Here is an 18,504-nt window from a genome sequence, read left to right on the forward strand (position 1 = left end):
CCTGTGGGCCATGCTCCGCGACGACGCTGGCTACCACGCTTCACCTCCGATTTCGGTGGCTGCGTGACTTGACAACCCCCATTGGGAAGTCCTTTCCGGATCGAGCGGATCGTCAGGAGCGGTGTCGCGGCGGCGCGGTGACCGGGCGGATGCGCAGCGGCGGCGTGAGCAGGTAGCAGGCGGCGGGGTGGCCGTGGAGGGTGACGACGTCGTAGCGGTCCAGCCAGACCGCATGCCAGGCCTCGGCGGGCGCGCCGAGGCGGTTTTCGTTATCCGCGCCGTGGACGGCGTCGGTGTCGATCTGGTGGGCGCTGGTGCGGTAGTGGCTGCGGCGCCCGGCGACCATCGGGCAGGCTGCGATGGTGTAGGCGGCGCAGTGCGGATGCAGCCCGGGTTCGGTGCTGGCGCAGCGGGCCAGGTCGGACTCGCGCACGAGGAGGACCAGACGGTCGCCCAGGGCGCGGCCGCAGACGCCGCAGAGCCGCCGGTGGATGGCTATGTGGGTCTTGGCGGCGTCGACCGCGCCGAGCAGATACCGGCCGTCGGCAGTGCGGGGTGTGACCCAGGGGACGACGAGACCGCCGAGGACCGGCAGGTGGGCCAGGGCAGCGGGAATCGGTGGTGCCGACTCGGCGGGGCAGGCGTGGGAGGGCATGGCGGTCCCTTTCCGCCCGGGCGCGGCGGCAGCCGCCGCGCCCGGGTCGGCAGTCGAAGAGCGCGTGGTTCAGGCGTTGAGGGCGGGTGCGACGACGCAGACGCAGTCGTCGAGGTCCTCGCCGCAGTCCACGCAGCAGACGCCGACGAGCAACCGGTAACACCAGGAGGGGCAGGGCTGGTTGTCGGCGGCGCAGAAGGGACACGCGCCGCACGCCAGGCACAGTCCCGTGTCGACGTCGACGGCGTCGGTCACACCGCAGTAGAGACAGCCTTCGTCCAGACCCCACCACGCGGTCTGACCGGGGTGGGAGTCGAGGTAGCCACGATTGGAGTACCAGACCTGGTTGTCCCAGCACCCCGCCTGCTCGTTGAACAGGTAGCCGTGGGCCGGATAGCGCGGGTTGACGGTCAGGATGGCCAGCTTGTTGGACGCGCCGAGCCAGGACTCGATGCGCCGCCGGGTCTCCGGGCGGTCCAGGGCAAGGAACCGTTTCGCGGAGAGGATCTCGTCGGCGGCGATGCGGGTGTCCGACCGCGGATCCCGACGCGACGGGTGGGCTTTCTTCGGCAGGATTCCGTTGTGGGCCAGGACGGTACGGGGGTCACCGCCGATCGGGAACGGGTGGATGTTGTCTTCGGTGACCGGGCCGTGAGTGGCGAAACGGCTGTGGAACAGCGCGGGCTGATCGGGGTGCAGGCCGCGCAGGGCGGCGAACTCGTCGATGACGGCGGCGGCGTTCATGCCGCGGCCGGTGACGATGCGGTCACCGGCGACGATGGCGTAGCCGTGGCCGTCGTTGTTGTGCACGGCGCCGTTGGCCAGGGCGGTGGTGTCGGGCTGGATGCGCGCGGGAAGGTAGGTCAGCATGCACATGCGAAGTTCTCCAGTTCGGCGGTGAGCGGCGCGTACTGCGGACGGGTCAGCAGCCACTGGGTGAAGGCGCCCCAGGTCCACCCGCCGGCCTGGGTGATGTCGGGGATGGTGAGGTCGCGGGTGTAGGCGACGGAGGCGTCTGCGAAGGCGAGGGCGGCCTGCACGTGCTGGATGTCGAGGCTGGAGGCGAAGACCCGTAGCTCGAAGGTCTCCTCTGGCTGGGTGTTGATCGCGGAGCCGCGCGGCCCGTAGTACTTGCCTTTGCAGGCGTCTTTGATGTGGTTGCGTTCGGAGTCGCGGAACGCGGCGTAGCCGCTGGAGCGGCGGGCGAGGGTTTGGACGTCGTCGGCGTTGCGGTAGACGAATTTCATCCACCGGAACACGTGACAGGGCCCGCCGAAGGCGGCGCGGCTGATGTGGACGTGCAGCCCGTTGCCGTCGCCGCTGCAGCCGGCGACCTCGAGCGTCTCGAGCAGATGCCAGGGAAAAGAGTCCAGCGCCCAGCGGTAGGCCATCGGGTGGGTGACGAGCTCGAACCCGTAGCCGATACTGCTGTCTTCTTTGAGGTAACCGAGGCCATCGAGGGTGTCGACGGTGTCGTCGATGCGGTCGGACAGGTGCCCGCGCGGGACGTTGATTTCCAGTTCGAACCCGAGGTAGCGAGGGCCGATGCCGTGGAAGACCGGTCGCGGCTTGTACCAGTAGCCGTGCAGATCCTCGTAATCGTCTTCATCGACGACGTCGTGGTCGTCGCAGTAGGTTCCGCTGTCGATGAGGGTGGTGCAGTTGCGGCACTCCGAGTAGTCGAGCCGGTGTGCGCATTCGTGGCACATGTCGCGGCCGGACTCGGTGTCGCGCAGGCCGTCGTCGTAGAGGTCGCAGTAGTCGCAGAGGTCAAAAACCTGGGCGCAGGGCGAGCACAGCCGACGGTCGTCGGTGGCGTAGAGCGGTTCGTGCAGTCGCAGCGGCACGACACCCGTGCAGTGGTCGCACGTATAAGACTCGTCGGTCTCGTCGATGGCGTGCGTCCGGCACAGGTAGCCGTTGCGGATGAGGATGTCGCACTGATCGCAGGTGCGATAGCGCCCGGCGCGCTCGCAGAAGTCGCAGATCCGCCCAGCGTCGTCGGTGACTGAGGTGACTTCGGTGATCTGCCCGCATCCGCTGCACTGGTGCAAAGCGAGGACGCAACCCTCGCAGTAGACGATTCCGGGCGTGAGGTGAAACGGCGTCGGGGTCGCGTTGCCGCAGTCGTCGCAGCGGACGACGTCGTCGACAGGTGTGGTCATGGCGATGGCCTTTCGCGCTGTAGACGTGAAAAAGCGCCCCTCCCGGCGGGAAACCGAGAGGGGCGCATGGACGAAGGGAGAGCCGGTAGCGCGGTGTTGGGTGTTCGGCGCGCACCGCGCTACCGGCCCTCGGGGACGGTGCCCCGGTCCGGGTAGGGAAGCCCCGGCCGGGACACCGAGTTCAGAAGCACCAGCAGGCTGGTCCGCCTGGTGCGGTTCGTCGCCTGTGGACGGTTGCCGTTGTTGCTGTGGTGGCCTCCCGGGGCCTCGTCGGTGTGCGGGACTCGACACGTCCGAGCGCCTGCGGGCCCGGGGCGTGAAACCCGGCGGGCTCGTCCGGCCGGTGTGAACCGGCGATCACAGACGCGCGTGTGCGCACGGTGCCGCGACGCCGGTTCACCCGCGCCGGATGTGGCCGGGCGCCGGGTTCAGGCGCCCCGAGACCGGGGGTGCTGTGCTCTCGATGGCCTGCACGGCCGACGGTGCCGGGGTCGCCCTCGCCCTGCGTGGAGTTTTGATGTCCTGCCCCAACGCCGGCGCGGAAACAGATGCCGCTATCGGCTGCTAGATAACGGTTTCTGTGTAGCTATTTCCGCCCTCGCAGGCGGACCGAGAGCGATGTGAGCAGCGTCGGGAGAAAGTAGAGCAGGGTGATCGACCCGATCACGATGACGAAGATACCGACGATGGTGATCGTCGGTTCGAGGAACTGCAGCGGCGCTGCGGGCGCGGTGGGCGCGGTGTTCGTGCACGTGGACTCGAGTGTGGCCTTCATGCGACGGGCCCTTTCGTCTCGGTGGGGAGAGCTGTGTCCATTGAGGAACGTCGGATGTTGCTTAGGACTCGGTGATGGGTGTGGTCAGCTCGGTGCGCAGTTCCTGGGAGATCTTGGAGAAGTCGGGATCGACCGTGGCCGGGTCGATCCCGTTGCGGTGCATCGCGCGGATGAGCCGGCTGAACTGGGTCGGCCGCGGATCCTTGGCGAAGATCGCAGCGGCGGAAACGCCGTCGTGGCGCAAAAAAGCCGTCGTGGCGGCCTGGGCAGCCATGTGCGGTGCGTACCGTTCGGGGGCGTGACGCCACAGGTGCAGCCACAGAGCGTGTGCGGCCGCGGCCCGCTCGGCGGTGGCCTGGGTGAGGTGGATACCGCGGAGGCGAAGGCTGGAGAGGGCAGCCAGGAGGTCGGCGATCACGTGCTCGTCGGTCGGTATGTGGCCGCTGGCGGCGGCGGTGACGGCATCGTCGAGCCGGTTCAGGCGCCGGTTCAGGTGCGGGCGGTCGTCGGCGAGTTCTTCCTGCTCGACCTTGTCGGTGATCGGCTCGGCGAGGGCGGCGATGCGGCCGCGGGTGCCGGCGGGCGCGGGGAGAAACTGCTGGAGGAATTCGTCGCGGCTGCGGTAGACACGGTTGCCCAGGGCGATGACGTGCGCGGTCATCGGTGAGGTGGAGTAGTCGGCCAGGGTGCCGGTGTGGCTCTCGACGTCGTAGCAGGACCACGTGACCCCGGGCGTGAAGCTGGGCAGGTGCAGCAGCTCGATGTTGGTGTAGCCGCGGTCGTGCAGCTTCTGAGTGAAGGTGGCCAGCTCCGTGCGGTAGGGCAGGTCGGCGGTGTCGGGGTTGTCGTGCACGACGGCGCCGATGAGGCGCAGGACCGGCTTCTCGGAGAGCGCTTGCTGCAGGTACGCGACGACGTAGCCGGGGTGGCGGACTACGGTGTCGAGGTCGAAGCGGGTGATCGGGCCCATGCGGGCGGTGCCGTCGCCGCAGGCGGTGGCCGCGACGAGGACGAGCGAGTCGCCGGGCACGTACCCCAGCGTGGCCGGAATCGCGGCAAGGAGGTCGGCGTCGGTCAAGAACATGGCTGCAGGCATCGGAAACCTCACGAGGTATCAGCGGAGCGTCGGACGTTGGGAAGGGACTGCGGCGGCGCGACGCACGTTGCGCGAAAGGGGGCTATGGTGCCGGCGGCATCGGCCTGTCGTCGCCTTCCGCTGTCGCAGCGTTGTGCGCGGAGTTGGCACGCACGCGTTCGATGACCGCTTCGCCCAGCTCGCCGAGGAATCCGATGAGCTTGAGCCCGAGCCACAGGCCCAGGTAGGTACCGGCGAAGGTGAGGCTGAGCTGGACGAGCTGGGAGAACGTGGTGGTGAAGAACGCTGCCGGTGTGAAGCAGATGAGGTCGGTGTGGGCGTGCACGATGGGTCGTTCCTTTCAGGCGGGCTGGATGTCCGCGCCGGGCGCGGTTGACCAGCCGCCCCGGTGCGCGCCGAGGCCCCGGGTGCTCTGCACCCCTGAATGTGGCGGGTGGGCTGGGCCCGGGGCCTCGGTGTGCTTTTCTGACGGCGGGCCAGCGCGCCGGGGCGGCTACGGGCCCTTGACCTCCGTTACCGGCTTCAGTGCCTGCGCGGCTCGGCGCAAGAACGCGGTGAGCTGCCGGTGAGTGCCCTGGATCACGGCGACGCCGGTGTCGTGGTCGCCCACGAGCAACGCGATCTCGCCGACGGGAACAACGTCGGCGCCCACGTCGTCGCCCGGATGCGCGACCTCGATCACCGAATCCGGCGGAACAGCAACGTAGCTGTCACTCATCGGCTTCCCCCGTCCTTCCGACGTGACGCTGTCGCGGCGGTGCCTGAGGTGATTCGGGCCCGGTGCCGTCGGCGGATGCGTCGCAGTGCTGCCGGATCGAGCGAGGGGTCGGTGTGCTCGGCGACGTACCGGATCAACGGCGCGACCGGCCGGGGACGGTCCTGCGCCAGCAGAGTCAAGGCCGCGCGAGCGGCGTCGTCCGATCTGTGCGTGGCGGCGTCGGCCTCATTCCACAACCAGCCGTCGAAGAAGTACCGGCCGCTGGAGTCCGGCCGGATGCGGTCGATGTGGGGCCTGCCCGTCGGATCATCGGGCTCGGCCGCGGCGTCGTCGATGACGAGCAGATCGGCGCCGTCCCAGCGGAACCTCAGGTGGTCCGAGGTGGCTTCGACGGTGATGGCGACCCATTCGGCGACCACGCGCCGAAATCGGGGCGTCATCGTGTAGAACCGTTGGCCGCTGTCAGTTTCGGCGATCAGCTGTGGTTCACCGAGCTGTGCGGGAAAGGCAGACTGGTCATCTCCGCTGACGAGCTGCTCGTCGGCGCGGACGGCGTCGTGGTCGTGCTGAAGCACGTCCTCGGACATGGCGATCACCTCGGGTGTCTCCGATGGACAGTGTTGTTGAAGGGCACGTTGGGTGTCCCGTTTTGTCTGTGGCGTCGGGCGTTTGCGAGATCGGCGCGTAGCCGCTCCTACGCGCGTGCGCGGCCGGGTCGCGGCGCGGGCCGATCGGGGAGGACGCGCGGGTGTTCACGTCCCGCGGCGATACCGTCGCGGATGGTTCTGCTCAGCTCGGCGCGGTCGAAGTCGGCGACACCGAGGTGCCGACGGGCAGCGTCGGTCAGGTACTGGGTGATCGCGGCGGCGCTGATCCAGCCGTTGCCGAGCAGCTCACCGAGAGCGGCCGCGGCGGCGAACACCGTGATGTGGCGGTGGCCTTCAGTGGCCGTCGCGACGTTGCGGCACTCGGCGTCGAGGGCCGCCTGGACGTAGGCGGTGACCCGGCGGCTGGCCGCTGGAAGCCGCAACGGCGGCGCCGCCTCCAGCGGTGGCGGAGGCAGCGGAGTGAGAGCGGTGACCAACCAGCCAGGCAGGACCGCGACCGGCAGGTCCCCGCTGACGGCGTAGGGCACCGGCACGCCGTGGACGGTCGCCAGCGAGCCGGGCGCGGTGACCAGCGCACCGGGGCCGCGGGTGTCGACGTGCCAGCCGAGCCCGCGGCCGCGCGCACCGACGGTGCTGCGCAGCCGCGACCCCGGCGGCCGGTGGAAATACCGGTGTTCGCCGCCGCGCGGGGTGACGACGGTGAAGGTGTCGACCGGGTCGGGCTCGCCGGCCAGCTGGGCCAGCAGCCCCAGGACGTCCCGGCCGTGGGTGACGCCGTGGCGGGCCCACTGTTCGGGGACCCGCCCGTGCGCCGCATCGAGGTCCAGCACCAGCAGGCCCGCGGCTCCGCAGCTGATCCCTACGTTGCACGTCGGGTAGCGGGTCCACCAGCGGCGGATGCGGTCGGGGTCGCAGGTGGCCCGCTGCTGCCAACGCTCGATGGCGGGCTTCTTCCCACGGGGGACGAGCGGGAACACTGGCCACCCGCGCTCGGCGGCCTCCAGCGCGGCGTGGAGGAGTTCGCCGGTGAAGAGCCTGGGAGGGGCGATCGCGGCCGCGGTGACGGACGCGGTCATGGCATCAGCTCGGCAGCAACCAGAGCAGGACCAGGGGTGACGTGGCGGTGCCGGGCGATGTCGGTGGTGGTGAGGCGGAGGTGCTGGGCGATCGGCGAAAGATGCGGATGCATCGGCGAAACTCTTTTCTGCGCCGCGAGAACGCTGCGCGGGCGGCGAGGAGGACAGCGACGGCAGGAGCGGGCCCGGCACGAGGGATGCGGGCCCGCCCCTACCCGAAGACAGCGAGGTGTCGCCGGCCGGTTAGCTCGCGGCTTCGGCCAGCTCCGCGGAGGCGTCGTCCGGATCCGCCGAAGCGTCGGAGCCTTCAGAGAGTTCCGGCGCGACGTTGTCTCCCGGACCATCCGCGCTGTCGCCCTGGCGGTCGGGGGTCGCGTCGTCGATCCCGGCACTGACGTGCGAGCCATCGTCGCCCGGCTCGGCTGTGCCGGGGCCACCGGTGGCACCGGATTCGAGCACGTCGTCGTGCTGCTCAGCGCCGTCATCGTCGGCTGTGTCACTGGTGGTGGTCTCGCCGAGCGCCGCGGCGATGACGTCCCGCTCGCTCTGCGGTGTGATGATCAGCCGCTCGACGTCGGAGGCCGGGTAGCCGGCGCCGACGAGCGCGGTCATGTACTCCTGCGGCGCCTGCAGCGCGTATCGCCACGCGTTGCGCGAGAGCGCCTCCTCCATCGCGCAGAAGGTGAGGAACATGTCGTAGACGGTCGCTTTGCCCGGCGTGGCTGCGGTGGCGACCTTGTCGGACAGGTCGGTCACCGTGCTGCCGACGGGCAAGCCGAGGAGCTGGCGGGCGAGGGCGTGGTTCTGGTTGAACGCGCGGCGCAGCTCGTAGCCGCCGTGAGCCTTCTGCCGGGCGAGGAACAGCTGCGCGCCCTTGGGCGCGGTCTTGCGCAGCACGAATTCGGCCAGCCATTCACGCCGCGGCTTTTCGGAGGCGTCGATCAGCTCGTTGTTCTTGCGCACCCATCGGCGGATGATCCGCGCCTCGGTGCGGGCGCGTTCGTCGGCGGCCAGCGCGGCCCGCGCGGCCGCAAGGTCGCTCTCCTCAGCCGCAGCGGCCCCACCGTCGTCGCGCGTGCTGGGCGTGGCGGTGGCGCGGGGCGTGAGGTCGACACGCCCGGCCGGGGCGTGGCTGAGCGCATGGCCGTAGGCCCGGAAGTCGGCGCAGCCGTAGACGGCCACCGGCACACGGTCACCGTTGTCGTCGTGGTGGTCGTCCTCGATCCAGGCCCCGTGGCCCGGGCAGGACGCATGATCCTCCGCGGTCAGCGCGGTGTGGGGCGCGTCTTCGGGCTTGGGGCGCAGCCGGTCGAGCGAGCGGGCCTCACCGTCATAGGCCGACAGGGTGTCAGCGAAGATCGTGATCTTGGCGGCGGTCAGCTCCCGGGTGAGCGTCGTGACCAGGGTGGCGAGCCGCTGTGCCGCGGCACGCTCGTCACGCTTGGCCTGAGCGAACACCTGGAAGTTGTTCGGCTCGGTGCGCGCGATGCGGATCAGTTCCGTGGCGGTCTCGCGGTCACCGGCGGCGTCGAACTCCGCGACCACCCCGGCCTGGACGAGGTCGAGGTCGAAGCGGTCGGCGGCCTTGAGCGCCAGCTCACTCTCCCCGGCCTGCAGGACCTGCGTGACGTAGGCGGTGCCGTTCTTGCCGCGGGCGAGCTTGCGGGCGATGCCCGCGGGGGTGAGGTTGAACGCGGCCAGCTGCTGGATGGCCCGGGCGGTGTCGCCGAGGGTCAGCGGCTTGCGGAGGTCGTTCTCCTCCAGCTGGCGGACGATCCGCTCGATCGTGGCCTTGCGCTCGTCGGCCGGCGGTGGGGTCTTCATCCAGACCGGAAGTTCGACGCCGGCTGCGCGGGCGTTGTTGAACCGGCGCTGCCCCTCGGTGATCATGACGATGCCGGTCTCGTAGTTGCGGTAGCCGTTGGCCGCGGTGTTGATGCCGTTGTTCTTGAAGTTCGCCGTGGTCGCCGGGTCGGCCTCGGCGTTCTCGGTGCGCACGTTGTCGACCAGCAGTGCGTCGGACGGGTTGATGTGGATGATCGTGTTGATCTCGGCGTCCCACTTGGCGTGCAAGGCCGCCAGTTCTTCCTCCGACAGCCCGGCTAGCGGGTTGCCGCCAGGCGCTGCCTCACAGGCGTCGGCGGGTTCGGTGACGGCGCTCTCGAAGTCGGACGGTGCGAGGTCGACTTCGGGTGCTGCAGGGTCGGCTTCGCCGGCGCACTGGGTGGGCAGATCCATCGTGGCGGTCACGCGGGCTCCTTTACACAAGCCGGTCGGTCACCGGGAACCCCGATGACCGACCACGAACCCCGTACACCGCGCCGTCCTCCAAATTGCCGTTCAGCTGAGGAGAAAGGCGATGTGCGGGCGTCCCGGTCGGGACGCACTCGCCCAAGCGGGGCCGCCCGCGTCGGCGGCAAGCCCGCCCCTTCCTGCCCAGCCGCAGCCGTGACCGTGAACGGGGCGGGCTTTCCCCGACGCCAGGCTCCGCTAGAGTGCGTCGGCCCGACCGGAACACCCGCATCCGCTTCTCTCAGCGCTGCAACACTTTCCTCATCCCTCTACTCGGGCCACAGCAGCAGGCTCATCGCCATAGAGCCTCCTGTTCATCTCTTACTTGAACTCACCTCGGAGCCGGATTCCGCAGCAGGCTCAGCATTCCGCTGCGGTGGGAGAGCGTCAGCCAGATGTCGGCGACGTCCGGATGCGCCCGGCCGTCCAGATCGGCACGTGTCCAGGCCAGCCGCAGGCACCGCGCAGCCGTGCGGGACGTAATCCGACCCTCTCGGATCGCGGCGTCCAGCTCGCCTACGGCGTTGGTGGGGAGGCCGGCGACGGCCCGCGTGTAGTCGATCTCGACGCCGGGTTCCGGTGCCGCACCCCACCGGGAGCAGGCGCGTTCCCGGGCTCGGGCGACCCTGTCCCACAGCGATTCCAGGGACGGCAGCGACGGATCGGGCTCGGCGACGGTGACCTCCCGCACGAACAGGTCGACACGGTCGAGCAACCACAGCGGGATCCTGGCGAGGTAGCGCGCACGCTGCGCCGGGGTGCACCGGCATTCACCGGTCCGGACGCAGCTGCAGGGGCAGTCCCGTGCGGTGAACACCATGCGTGCTCCGGCCGGGCGCGATTCGGCGCCTGCCGCGGCGGTGATGCCGATCAAGCCGTTCTCCAGCGCCGGACGCAGCAGTTCGATGGTCCTGGCGGAGAAGCTGGGGAGGTCTTCGACGGTCAGGACGCCTCGGTGGGCGAGGGTGAGAAGGCCGGGCCGGGTGAACGAGCCGACGACCGAGGCGATCGTGTCGGTGGGGTGCAGGGACACGGCGGGCGGGCGGGTGTGCCCTCCGTTGTCGGGCAGCGGTTCGCCGGCCAGGGAGTGCAACTTGTTGACCTCGAGGGTCTCGGTACCGGAGAAGTCGGCCATCAGCGTCCGGATCAGCCGCGGCAGCAGGAGTACCGGGTCTCCAGGCGCGGCGACGTGCAGGATGTGGTGTCCGCCCGCCGCGGCGACAGCAGCGGCCCTGACCGCCGTGGGCGACAGCCGGGCACAGGTTTCGGGAGCCCACGACGTGCGTGACTGTCCCCGCAGGCCTGATTCGGGAGGTAGGGCCGGGCCGGGGTTGCTGCGCAGCCAGCTGATGAGGTCATCCAGGCGCGCCACAGGAATGATGGCCAGGCCGGGGACGGCGCGTGCGTCGGCGGCGTTGGCCGTGGGGACGACCAGGTGGGTGAAACCGGCGTGGGCGGCGGCGACGGCGCGGAGCAGAATGTCGGGGACCGGTCGGACCGAGCCGTCGAGGCTGAGTTCGCCGATCAGCGCGGTCGCGGTCAGCCGCCGGACCGGCACAGCGTCGGTGACCAGCAGCGCGGCGGCCGCGGCGGCGAGATCGATGTCGGAGCGTGGGTGTGCGGTGGAGGCGGTCAGGTGCACGACGCCGCTGGGCCAGGACAGGCCGCTGTTGCGGATGGCTGCGCGGACCCGGTCGCGGGTCTCGCGCGAGATCGTCAGGCTGAGGCCGTGCACGCGCAGTCCGGCGTCGCCGACGCGGAGCTCGGCGCGGATGTCGACGATCCGGGGCTGATGATCGGAGAGGGTCACCACACGGGTAAGGGCTTCCATGGCATCGTCCTTCGGGCAGATGAAAGGAACTCCGGCGCCGGGTAGGGTGCCGGAGTCGGGGGTGTTCGTTGTCTGCGCGGCAGCGGCGCCGGGGGTCAGTTGCTGGTGTCAGCGGGTGCGGTGTGGTCGGTGGTGGCGCGTTCACCGACGAGCGCGGCCAGGGCGAGCGCGTTTTCGACGGTGGCGTCGATGCTGAACCGCACCCGCCGCTGACGGCCACGCCAGAACGGCTGCAGCACCTGCGCGGTCGCGAACAGCGGTTGACCGTAGGCCCCGACCGACACGGTGTTCGCCCCGGCCGTCGGGGTGGTGCCGAACCCCGCCCCGATCGCGGCCAGGACGTTCGAGAGGTCGGCGGCGTCGCACGCGCGCCGGTGCGCCAGGTCCCGCGCCGCGTCGATCATCTCGACCACCTTGGGGATCAGCCGCCGGGACAGGTCTTTGGCGACCGCGGTCGCGGGCCGGGTCCGCGCCACGGTCACCGACGGCCGGATCATTCCGGTGGGCTGATGGGGACTGAGCTCGGAGTCCAGCCACGCCTCCAGAACCAGACGCTCTGCCGCCCCGCCGGAGGTGACGGTCACGCTGATCCACCCGCCCTTCGGTCCGATGAGCGCGGCGTCCTCACCGACACGGCGGGACGTAACAGCCCGCCACGGCTCGCCGAGCACGTCGGCGACCGCGCGCAGATACGGTGTCAACTCGTTCGACATCTCTTGAGATTCCTTCCGATCGTGAGGTGTGCCGGTCCGGTTGCCGGTGCCGCGGTCGCGCCGGGCCGGCGTCCCGGGTGGCACGTCGTGGAGCCGGTGACAGCGCGGACCGGGGCCACGGCGGCGCTGCACCTGGCCCGCACTGCCGAGCAGCAGGTGGCCGCCGTGGTCCCGGGCGGCGCTACCGTGGGTCTCCGGACGTGCCCGGCTGGGTAACGCCGGCGGCTGCGGTTGACGGTGTGCCGCTGCGGCGGGCGGCGCGGGCGGCGTCGACGCCGGCTTGCCAGCGGCTCCACCGGCGCCCGGCCTGGCGGGCTTTGAAGTGCGCGATGTTGTTCGCGGGGATCCCGACTGGTGCCGGGCCGAGCACGGCCAGGAGATCGGACTCCTCTTGCGAGTGCCAGCCCGCGGCGGCGATGGATTGTTCGTCGGGGAAGACGTCGGCGACCCGGTCCACAGTCGGGTCCAATGTGGAGTCCTGGGTGCCGCCGTAGGAGTAGACCCACCAGAAGTTCCGTGGTGGGTTCGGCTCGACCAGGTCGCGGAACGCGGCGACTTCTTTGGTGTAGGCGTAGAACCGGGTGTGTTGCCGGGCGCGCATGATCTCCAGCCACGCGGAGAGGTAAGCGCGGGAGTAGAAGTCGCCGCTGTCGTGAATCCGCACCCACGCATCGAGGAACCGCTTGTGAGACAGCTCATCCAGCATTTCCTGCTGCCAGCCGGGCAGGTCGTCCAGGGTCTGGCGCAAGTTCTCCTGGTGTCGCGCTTTCACCTGAGGAAAGAGATAGGTGCCGTTGCGGGCGTAGCAGGCTTGCGCGCACACCCCGGCCGAGGGGCAGGCGTTGTAGTTACGGCCGTCCGGTAGCTTCCCGGCGAACGCGGGCAGGGACCAGTTCCAGATTCTCAGCCGTTTCAGTTCGCGGTTCTGCCGCAGCAAGGTCATCGTGACCACCGTCCTCATGCCACTCGATGCATGGGGAAGGCCAACCAAGATCTGGTTTCTTCCACCGTACACCGGAAGCGACGCCGAGGGGAAAGGGGAAACTGCACGGGCACCGCAGCTATGAGCCGCGACCATCCGCGCCGACTGGTCCGCCCGCTGCGATCTGCCGCACGACTGCCGGGTGCAGGGGATGCCGCCCGGAAGATCCAGGTGGTGATACCGGCGGCGCGGGCGAGCGCGGGGGTGTGGCGCGCACCGCGGGACTCGTCGAGGATGAAGGCCAGGCAGACATCGGCTCCCGCGTCGACCATGGTCTGGTTGCGGACGAACCCGGCGCGGCGGCCGTGATGGCGCCATCGGGCGGGATGGAGCGCGACGCGTCCACCCCACTGGGCCCAGCGCGCCTGGCAGAGCGCGTCGGCACCGCGCGGGCAGGCGCCGGAGGCACCAATACCGCCTCGGGGACCAGACGTGCGCGAGCGCACGGCGGATCACAGAGGTGTCATGCCATGCGCGGGACCCGGTGATCAGGACCGGTGCACCATCGTCTACCTCTCAGCGTGGTCGCCCGCGCGGGATGCGCGGACGTGGCTGGGAGGTCACCGCGACGGCCGGGGTGTCCGTGGCGTGCTGTGGCCGGACGCCCGGACCGCCGTGGCAGGGTTCGAGGAGCGCCGAACGGCCGTGTGGACGAGCCGCGTGCGCTGTCAGCCTCGTGACGCCCGTAGGCGGAGAGGGAAGCCCGCTCGCGGAGAACGATTCGTTTACGTCGCCGTACGCTCGTTGCGGATTGGTAACGAGATATCGCCGACCGCGGACTGACTGTCCTAAGTGGAATATCGGTCGGAGGATCAGTTCAGGTCAGCTCGGCGAGCTTGCGGCGGCGGGATGCCCACTCCGACGAGGTCCAGGCGCGCGGCATCTCGGTGAGGCAGTCCCGTGCGGCCTGACCGGCGGCGGTGTGATCGCCGAGGGCGCCCAGGACGAACGCGCGCTGGCCGAGAAAGAACGGTGCGGTGTACCAGTAGCCCGAGGATGGCAGCTCGTCTGCGGGCGGCAAGTGTTCGATCATGGTGTCGGTATCAGACAGCAGCCGCAGCGCGGTGGCGTGCTCGCCGAGTCGGGCGAGGATTTCGGCGCGCTGGAACGTCTCGTAGGTGCGCAGGCCGGGATGGATTCGCGTGTCGCGGCGCGCGGCTTCAGACAGCGCGTCGGCGGAGCGGAATTTCGTGCGTCGGATCGCGCGGTAGGCCGAGAACGACAGCGCGGTCGACAGCCGCAGCGGATCGTCGATCTCGAAGGCGAGGACGGCCGCGCGATCGAGGTGCGTTCGGGCCAGCTTCCACTGCTTGCCGGGGATGGCCAGCCAGCCGCGGTACTGCTCCAGTTCCGAGAGCAGTCCGACCGCCGCCGACCGGACGCCGGAGCGTGCTTCGTCGGCGAACTGCTCGACGAGCCGCACTTGGGCATCCACCATCGGGATCACGTGCTCGGCGCCGGCGTCGTCCTCGATGTGGCGCACGACGGCGAGGACGTCGGCGAGCGTGGTGAGAGTGGTCTGGTCTACGGAGCGGGGGTGGTCCACCAGGGCGGCGACCCGGTCGCGTTCGGCCTCGCCCGGCAGGTCGTCGCGGGCGTTCCAGAGAGTCCACAGGGGCCCCAGCGGCGAGCCGTAGAGCGCGTCGACGGAGATGCCGAGGGTGGTGGCGTAGGAGGCGACGTGCTCGGGCTTGACGACGCGTTCGCCGTTCTCGAGCTGCCAGAGGTAGGTCTTGCTGTAGTGGGTCCGGGCCGCCATCGCCGACAGGCTGACACGGGCGGCGCTGCGCGCCGCCCGCATCCGTTCGCCCAGCTCGTTCATCGCTCCGCCTCGATACCGCACCTCGTACACCGTTATCGACGTATCACGTTCCGTAATATTCAGCGTACCGGACTGATGCTGTGCCGGATCAGCCATAGAGCCAGGTCATCGACGTGGCGAGGCACTCGGCGGCGGTCCCAGCTCCGGCAGCGGACAGCTTCGCCGCGCCGCGCACGATCAGCGCGGTGTCCGCCGGAGCCCGCGCGAGCAGCTGGTCGATGACGGTTTCGGCGTCAGCGCCGACGTCGGCGGGATCGATGACAAGCGTCAAGCCGGGATCGTCGAGGTAGGTCCGCGCGTGGGGCGATGGGCTGGGGTCGGTCATCGTCGTCCTCCCGGCATGGGCTTGCGGCCGGCGGCCCGGCTGACGGTCGCAGTGGTCGCGGTGTCGCCGCTGCGGCACGGTCGACCGGTGGGTGGTGAGGACGTCCGCGGTATCGCCTGTGTCTGCGGCACGTGTGGCATCCGGCAGCGGAAGATGCCGGTGTCGTAAGCGATGGCGACGGCGTGCGCGCGGTTGCGTGCCTTCAGCTTGGCGAAGATGTTCTTCATGTGGGTGCGGATGGTTTCGGGTGAGCGGAACTGTTTGAATCCGATCTGGACGTTGTTCAGACCGAGTGCGGCGTCGCGGAGGACTTCTCGTTCGATGGCGGTCAGTTCGGTCGTGCGGGACATGCTCGGACCTCCGTGGATCGGTCGGTGAGGCGGGGGCTGGCCGGGGCAACGAGGCGCGTGTGCTGCCGCGGCCAGCCCCGAACCGGGGTTCGGCGTAGCCCGGAGAAAGGCGCGCCGAACTCGGGACCCGGCTCATTCAGGTGGGCTGTTGCGAGCTGATGTACGAACAGCGCGAGATGGTTGAGCCTCGGCGTGGCACTGGCCGAGACCGTTGTCCTGCGTCGTGGGGGTGAGAGCGTGGGTTACCAGCGGGTCGCGCCGACTCGTGCGGCGGTCGCGAGCAGTTCGTTCTCGACGTCGCTGGCGCCGGCATGGTGCTGGAACAGCAGTCCGACGGTGGCCGCGCCCGGCGAGCCGTGGGCGTGGGCCAGGGCGCAGGCGGTGAGGTGGCGGTCGCCGCGGCGCACGGCGCTGGCCGCGATCAGCGTGGCCAGCCGGGCACGGATGTCGGGCTCGGTGCTGCCGCGGTAGAGGGCCATCCACAGCTGCTCGACCCGCGGCGGGTCGAGATCGGCTGGCGGCAGGAGCAGCGGCCCGTAGGTGGCGTTGTCGGCCAGCGCCGTCGCGACGGAGAAGGCTGTGACGCTGTCGATGAATTCGCCGCGGCTGGCCTGGGTGATGGCGTGCTCGACGATCCGGCTGCCTTCGTCGCCGCGGCGGACCAGGAAAGGCACGACCAGGCGGTCGAATCGTCCGAGGCCGGCCGGCAGGGTTTCGCCGGACTCGGTGAAGGCCAGGCCCCAGGTCGGTGTGGGTGCGTCGCCGCCGAGCTGGACTGGCTGGGCGAAGTCGAGTTCGGCGTGGGGCGCGATGACGGTGCCGAGGTGGGTGGGGCGGCGGTAGTCGCGCCAGGGGGCGCCGGGGTGGGTGTGCGGTGCCCAGTAGCGGCCGACGACGGCGTGCCCGGCGGGCCGCAGTTCGTTCTCGAGTGCGGCGATCGCGGCCCGCAGCGGAAGCCACTTCCGGGGGCGTTCCTCGGCGATCATGATGACGACCACGTCGAAGTCGTGGTCAGCCGGGAACGCGCCCTGCACGTGCTCGGCGATCTCGCTGGTGGTCATGCCCCGTACGCGGGAGGCGGGGAACGCCGCGCCGAGCGGCGAGATGAGCTGCCTGCGAGTCGTGAGGTGCGCGTGGGCGGGCAGGGTGATGACGTGCAGGGTGTCGGTGGCGGTGTCGGGCAGGGATCCGATCAGTTCACCCGGGGTCAGGTACTGGGTCACGGTCGGTGCTCCTTGGCTGAGCTCCCCTGGCATGTGGACAAGGGGAAGCGGCGGCGGCCCACGGAGGCGTGGGCCGCCACCGCCCGAGCGCGCGCCCGACGGCGGCCCTGCCGTGATCGGGCGGCGACTGGCGCTCATCACGTCCGGGTCGCCGTCGGGGGCGCGCTAGCGTTAATCGGCCGCACGCTCCCGCCGTGCCGCTGCTGATTCGCCGGTTTCCTGCCTGGCGTCGCCGAACAGGGCGGTGATGTCGTCGACGCATGTGACCAGGCGCGCGGTGGCTTCTTGAATCAACTGGTGGCATCCGAGGGACTGGGTCGAGGACAGCGGACCCGGCAGGGCGAAGACGGGATGGCCAAGCTTGGCGGCGAGGCTGGCGGCGTGCCGGGCGCCGCTGCGCGGACCGGCCTCGACCACGACCGTCGCCGTCGTAAGAACGGCGAGCAGGCGGTGGCGGTGCACAAAGCGGTGCCGGGCCGGCGGTGTACCGGGCGGGTACTCGGACACGACCGCGCCGGAGCTGGCGATTCGCTTGAGCAGGCCGACGTGTCCAGCCGGGTAGCCGATGTCGAGCCCGCACGGCAGGACGGCGACGGTGGCGCGCGAGCGGTCGGTCGCCAACGCTCCCCGGTGGGCTTCGCCGTCGATGCCGTACGCGGCGCCGCTCCATACCGCGACGTTGCGCGAAGCCAGCGCGTAGGCAAATTCGGCGGCGTAGTGCTCGCCGTACGCCGAGGCGGCCCGGGAGCCGACGATCGCGACCGAGCGTGCGACCACCAACTCGTCCAACCGCGGCTCGCTCTGGACCCACAGGCCCAGCGGCGGTCCGACGATGGAGGCGCCGTCGACCAAGCCGCCCAGACCCGCGACTCGGCCGGCCGGCCATTCGTCGTCTTCGGGGATCACGAAGCGGGCGCCCAGTTCGGCGGCCGCGCGCAGGCTGGTGTCGGCGCGCGTCCAGTCGACTCCCGGGCGGGTTTCCGACATTACCTCGGCCGGCGCGTTACGTTCGCCGATGTGGTGGGCGGCGTCGACGGGCCCGACCTCGGCGACGTAGCGAGCGAGGACCGGGTTGGTGGGTTCGGCGGCGTGCTGGAGGACGGCGCGGGCGCGCCGCGCTTCGGCGGAACTGGACATAGGTGCTCCTTCATGCGGGCTGCAGGACGAGATGGCTGGGGAGGCTCAGGTTTCGTCCGAGAAGCTGCGTACGCGGATCGAGTGGCCCCGGCGCTCGACAACCGTTCCGACCGGCCACCCAGCCGCCAGCCGCAGCAGTTCGGTGGCCGCGTTGGCGGCGTCGTCACGCAGCTCGTCGCTGCGCGGGACGCCCATGGCGAGGAGTGCGAAGTAGAACCGGCGGACGAACTGCACCGGTGTCAGGTCGGATTCAACGACCTCTGCGGTGGTGGTGGCTTGGCGGCTGTGGATCCCGACAAAGCTGCGCGCACAACCACAGTAGGTGTTGTCCGGGTCCTGATGCGACAGGCTGGCGAGGTCGACGATCTCGGTTCCCTGAAGGTTGTTGAAGTCGTTGTCCCGGTGTCCTTGGGTGCGATGGGTGGAGACGAAGTACTTGAGCACGGATTCCTCCTCGGTGGCCGCGGCCCGGGTGGGCTGTGAACGCGGCCTTGGCCAGCGGGCCCCGCGGGTCCGGGGCAAGCCAGCCAACGGACTTCCGGTGTATCTCTTGTGGACTGTGGGCTTGCCCCGGACCGCGGGTCTGCTCCACTGGGCGACCGTCAGGCCAGTTGTGGCCGGGCAGGCGAGGAGGATGTCGTCGGGTGCTGCGCTTTGCGCAGGAGTCGGCACTCAAAGTTAGCGCAGAAAAATGGCCACAGTTGTGGCGAATTACTGGTTCTTGGGGCACTCTGGG

The 18,504-nt window shown here is 70.2% G+C and carries 19 protein-coding genes; all 19 read right to left on the bottom strand.

The annotated features are described in order from the left end of the window. Window positions 1–112: 112 nt before the first annotated feature. Entirely contained in the window at window positions 113–655 is a 543-nt protein-coding gene (locus ACZ7OH_RS27775) for a hypothetical protein (protein WP_470283484.1), read from the bottom strand. Between the two features lie 69 nt (window positions 656–724). Next, the gene (locus ACZ7OH_RS27780) at window positions 725–1,531 is read right to left on the bottom strand and encodes a hypothetical protein (protein WP_470283485.1); all 807 of its coding nucleotides are present in this window, start codon (window positions 1,529–1,531) and stop codon (window positions 725–727) included. Next, the gene (locus ACZ7OH_RS27785) at window positions 1,519–2,820 is read right to left on the bottom strand and encodes a hypothetical protein (protein WP_470283486.1); all 1,302 of its coding nucleotides are present in this window, start codon (window positions 2,818–2,820) and stop codon (window positions 1,519–1,521) included. The genes ACZ7OH_RS27780 and ACZ7OH_RS27785 overlap by 13 nt, the downstream gene beginning before the upstream one ends. 586 nt (window positions 2,821–3,406) lie before the next feature. After that, complete coding sequence (locus tag ACZ7OH_RS27790; protein WP_470283487.1) at window positions 3,407–3,595, bottom strand: hypothetical protein; 189 nt, start codon at window positions 3,593–3,595, stop codon at window positions 3,407–3,409. A 61-nt stretch (window positions 3,596–3,656) separates the two neighbouring features. Beyond that, window positions 3,657–4,691, bottom strand: a complete 1,035-nt coding sequence (locus ACZ7OH_RS27795; protein ID WP_470283488.1) for a DUF4192 domain-containing protein — start codon at window positions 4,689–4,691, stop codon at window positions 3,657–3,659. 82 nt (window positions 4,692–4,773) lie between these two features. Beyond that, entirely contained in the window at window positions 4,774–5,016 is a 243-nt protein-coding gene (locus ACZ7OH_RS27800) for a hypothetical protein (RefSeq protein WP_470283489.1), read from the bottom strand. Between the two features lie 168 nt (window positions 5,017–5,184). Further along, window positions 5,185–5,409, bottom strand: a complete 225-nt coding sequence (locus ACZ7OH_RS27805) for a hypothetical protein (protein WP_470283490.1) — start codon at window positions 5,407–5,409, stop codon at window positions 5,185–5,187. Then, entirely contained in the window at window positions 5,406–5,996 is a 591-nt protein-coding gene (locus tag ACZ7OH_RS27810) for a hypothetical protein (protein ID WP_470283491.1), read from the bottom strand. The genes ACZ7OH_RS27805 and ACZ7OH_RS27810 overlap by 4 nt, the downstream gene beginning before the upstream one ends. A 107-nt stretch (window positions 5,997–6,103) precedes the next feature. Next, on the bottom strand, window positions 6,104–7,093 hold the full coding sequence (locus tag ACZ7OH_RS27815) for a bifunctional DNA primase/polymerase (protein WP_470283492.1): 990 nt from the start codon (window positions 7,091–7,093) through the stop codon (window positions 6,104–6,106). Between the two features lie 243 nt (window positions 7,094–7,336). Further along, the gene (locus ACZ7OH_RS27820; RefSeq protein WP_470283493.1) at window positions 7,337–9,343 is read right to left on the bottom strand and encodes a hypothetical protein; all 2,007 of its coding nucleotides are present in this window, start codon (window positions 9,341–9,343) and stop codon (window positions 7,337–7,339) included. A gap of 373 nt (window positions 9,344–9,716) precedes the next feature. Continuing rightward, window positions 9,717–11,216, bottom strand: a complete 1,500-nt coding sequence (locus ACZ7OH_RS27825; protein WP_470283494.1) for an ATP-binding protein — start codon at window positions 11,214–11,216, stop codon at window positions 9,717–9,719. Between the two features lie 95 nt (window positions 11,217–11,311). Beyond that, a complete protein-coding gene (locus ACZ7OH_RS27830; protein WP_470283495.1) occupies window positions 11,312–12,013 on the bottom strand; it encodes a hypothetical protein in 702 nt (233 codons plus the stop codon). A 97-nt stretch (window positions 12,014–12,110) separates the two neighbouring features. Beyond that, complete coding sequence (locus ACZ7OH_RS27835; protein WP_470283496.1) at window positions 12,111–12,872, bottom strand: GP88 family protein; 762 nt, start codon at window positions 12,870–12,872, stop codon at window positions 12,111–12,113. An 856-nt stretch (window positions 12,873–13,728) separates the two neighbouring features. Then, on the bottom strand, window positions 13,729–14,733 hold the full coding sequence (locus tag ACZ7OH_RS27840) for a helix-turn-helix domain-containing protein (protein ID WP_470283497.1): 1,005 nt from the start codon (window positions 14,731–14,733) through the stop codon (window positions 13,729–13,731). 88 nt (window positions 14,734–14,821) lie between these two features. Further along, window positions 14,822–15,058 (bottom strand): hypothetical protein, encoded by a 237-nt coding sequence (locus tag ACZ7OH_RS27845; protein WP_470283498.1) that lies wholly within the window; start codon window positions 15,056–15,058, stop codon window positions 14,822–14,824. Then, entirely contained in the window at window positions 15,055–15,408 is a 354-nt protein-coding gene (locus tag ACZ7OH_RS27850; protein WP_470283499.1) for a response regulator transcription factor, read from the bottom strand. The genes ACZ7OH_RS27845 and ACZ7OH_RS27850 overlap by 4 nt, the downstream gene beginning before the upstream one ends. Before the next feature lie 242 nt (window positions 15,409–15,650). Continuing rightward, entirely contained in the window at window positions 15,651–16,631 is a 981-nt protein-coding gene (locus ACZ7OH_RS27855; protein ID WP_470283500.1) for a DUF4192 family protein, read from the bottom strand. A 171-nt stretch (window positions 16,632–16,802) separates the two neighbouring features. Further along, window positions 16,803–17,768, bottom strand: a complete 966-nt coding sequence (locus ACZ7OH_RS27860; RefSeq protein ID WP_470283501.1) for a DNA-processing protein DprA — start codon at window positions 17,766–17,768, stop codon at window positions 16,803–16,805. A 45-nt stretch (window positions 17,769–17,813) separates the two neighbouring features. Beyond that, window positions 17,814–18,212, bottom strand: a complete 399-nt coding sequence (locus tag ACZ7OH_RS27865; RefSeq protein WP_470283502.1) for a DUF7715 family protein — start codon at window positions 18,210–18,212, stop codon at window positions 17,814–17,816. Window positions 18,213–18,504 lie beyond the last annotated feature (292 nt).

The sequence above is a fragment of the Amycolatopsis sp. NPDC114478 genome (assembly GCF_055633805.1).

What these genes read in the sequence shown, in the direction of transcription:
- ACZ7OH_RS27815 (WP_470283492.1), bottom strand. Translation starts at nt 7,093, where the DNA reads ATGACCGCGTCCGTCACCGCGGCCGCGATCGCCCCTCCCAGGCTCTTC.
- ACZ7OH_RS27835 (WP_470283496.1), bottom strand. Translation starts at nt 12,872, where the DNA reads ATGACCTTGCTGCGGCAGAACCGCGAACTGAAACGGCTGAGAATCTGG.
- ACZ7OH_RS27825 (WP_470283494.1), bottom strand. Translation starts at nt 11,216, where the DNA reads ATGGAAGCCCTTACCCGTGTGGTGACCCTCTCCGATCATCAGCCCCGG.
- ACZ7OH_RS27860 (WP_470283501.1), bottom strand. Translation starts at nt 17,768, where the DNA reads ATGTCCAGTTCCGCCGAAGCGCGGCGCGCCCGCGCCGTCCTCCAGCAC.
- ACZ7OH_RS27775 (WP_470283484.1), bottom strand. Translation starts at nt 655, where the DNA reads ATGCCCTCCCACGCCTGCCCCGCCGAGTCGGCACCACCGATTCCCGCT.
- ACZ7OH_RS27810 (WP_470283491.1), bottom strand. Translation starts at nt 5,996, where the DNA reads ATGTCCGAGGACGTGCTTCAGCACGACCACGACGCCGTCCGCGCCGAC.
- ACZ7OH_RS27850 (WP_470283499.1), bottom strand. Translation starts at nt 15,408, where the DNA reads ATGTCCCGCACGACCGAACTGACCGCCATCGAACGAGAAGTCCTCCGC.
- ACZ7OH_RS27845 (WP_470283498.1), bottom strand. Translation starts at nt 15,058, where the DNA reads ATGACCGACCCCAGCCCATCGCCCCACGCGCGGACCTACCTCGACGAT.
- ACZ7OH_RS27790 (WP_470283487.1), bottom strand. Translation starts at nt 3,595, where the DNA reads ATGAAGGCCACACTCGAGTCCACGTGCACGAACACCGCGCCCACCGCG.
- ACZ7OH_RS27780 (WP_470283485.1), bottom strand. Translation starts at nt 1,531, where the DNA reads ATGTGCATGCTGACCTACCTTCCCGCGCGCATCCAGCCCGACACCACC.
- ACZ7OH_RS27840 (WP_470283497.1), bottom strand. Translation starts at nt 14,733, where the DNA reads ATGAACGAGCTGGGCGAACGGATGCGGGCGGCGCGCAGCGCCGCCCGT.
- ACZ7OH_RS27785 (WP_470283486.1), bottom strand. Translation starts at nt 2,820, where the DNA reads ATGACCACACCTGTCGACGACGTCGTCCGCTGCGACGACTGCGGCAAC.
- ACZ7OH_RS27795 (WP_470283488.1), bottom strand. Translation starts at nt 4,691, where the DNA reads ATGCCTGCAGCCATGTTCTTGACCGACGCCGACCTCCTTGCCGCGATT.
- ACZ7OH_RS27805 (WP_470283490.1), bottom strand. Translation starts at nt 5,409, where the DNA reads ATGAGTGACAGCTACGTTGCTGTTCCGCCGGATTCGGTGATCGAGGTC.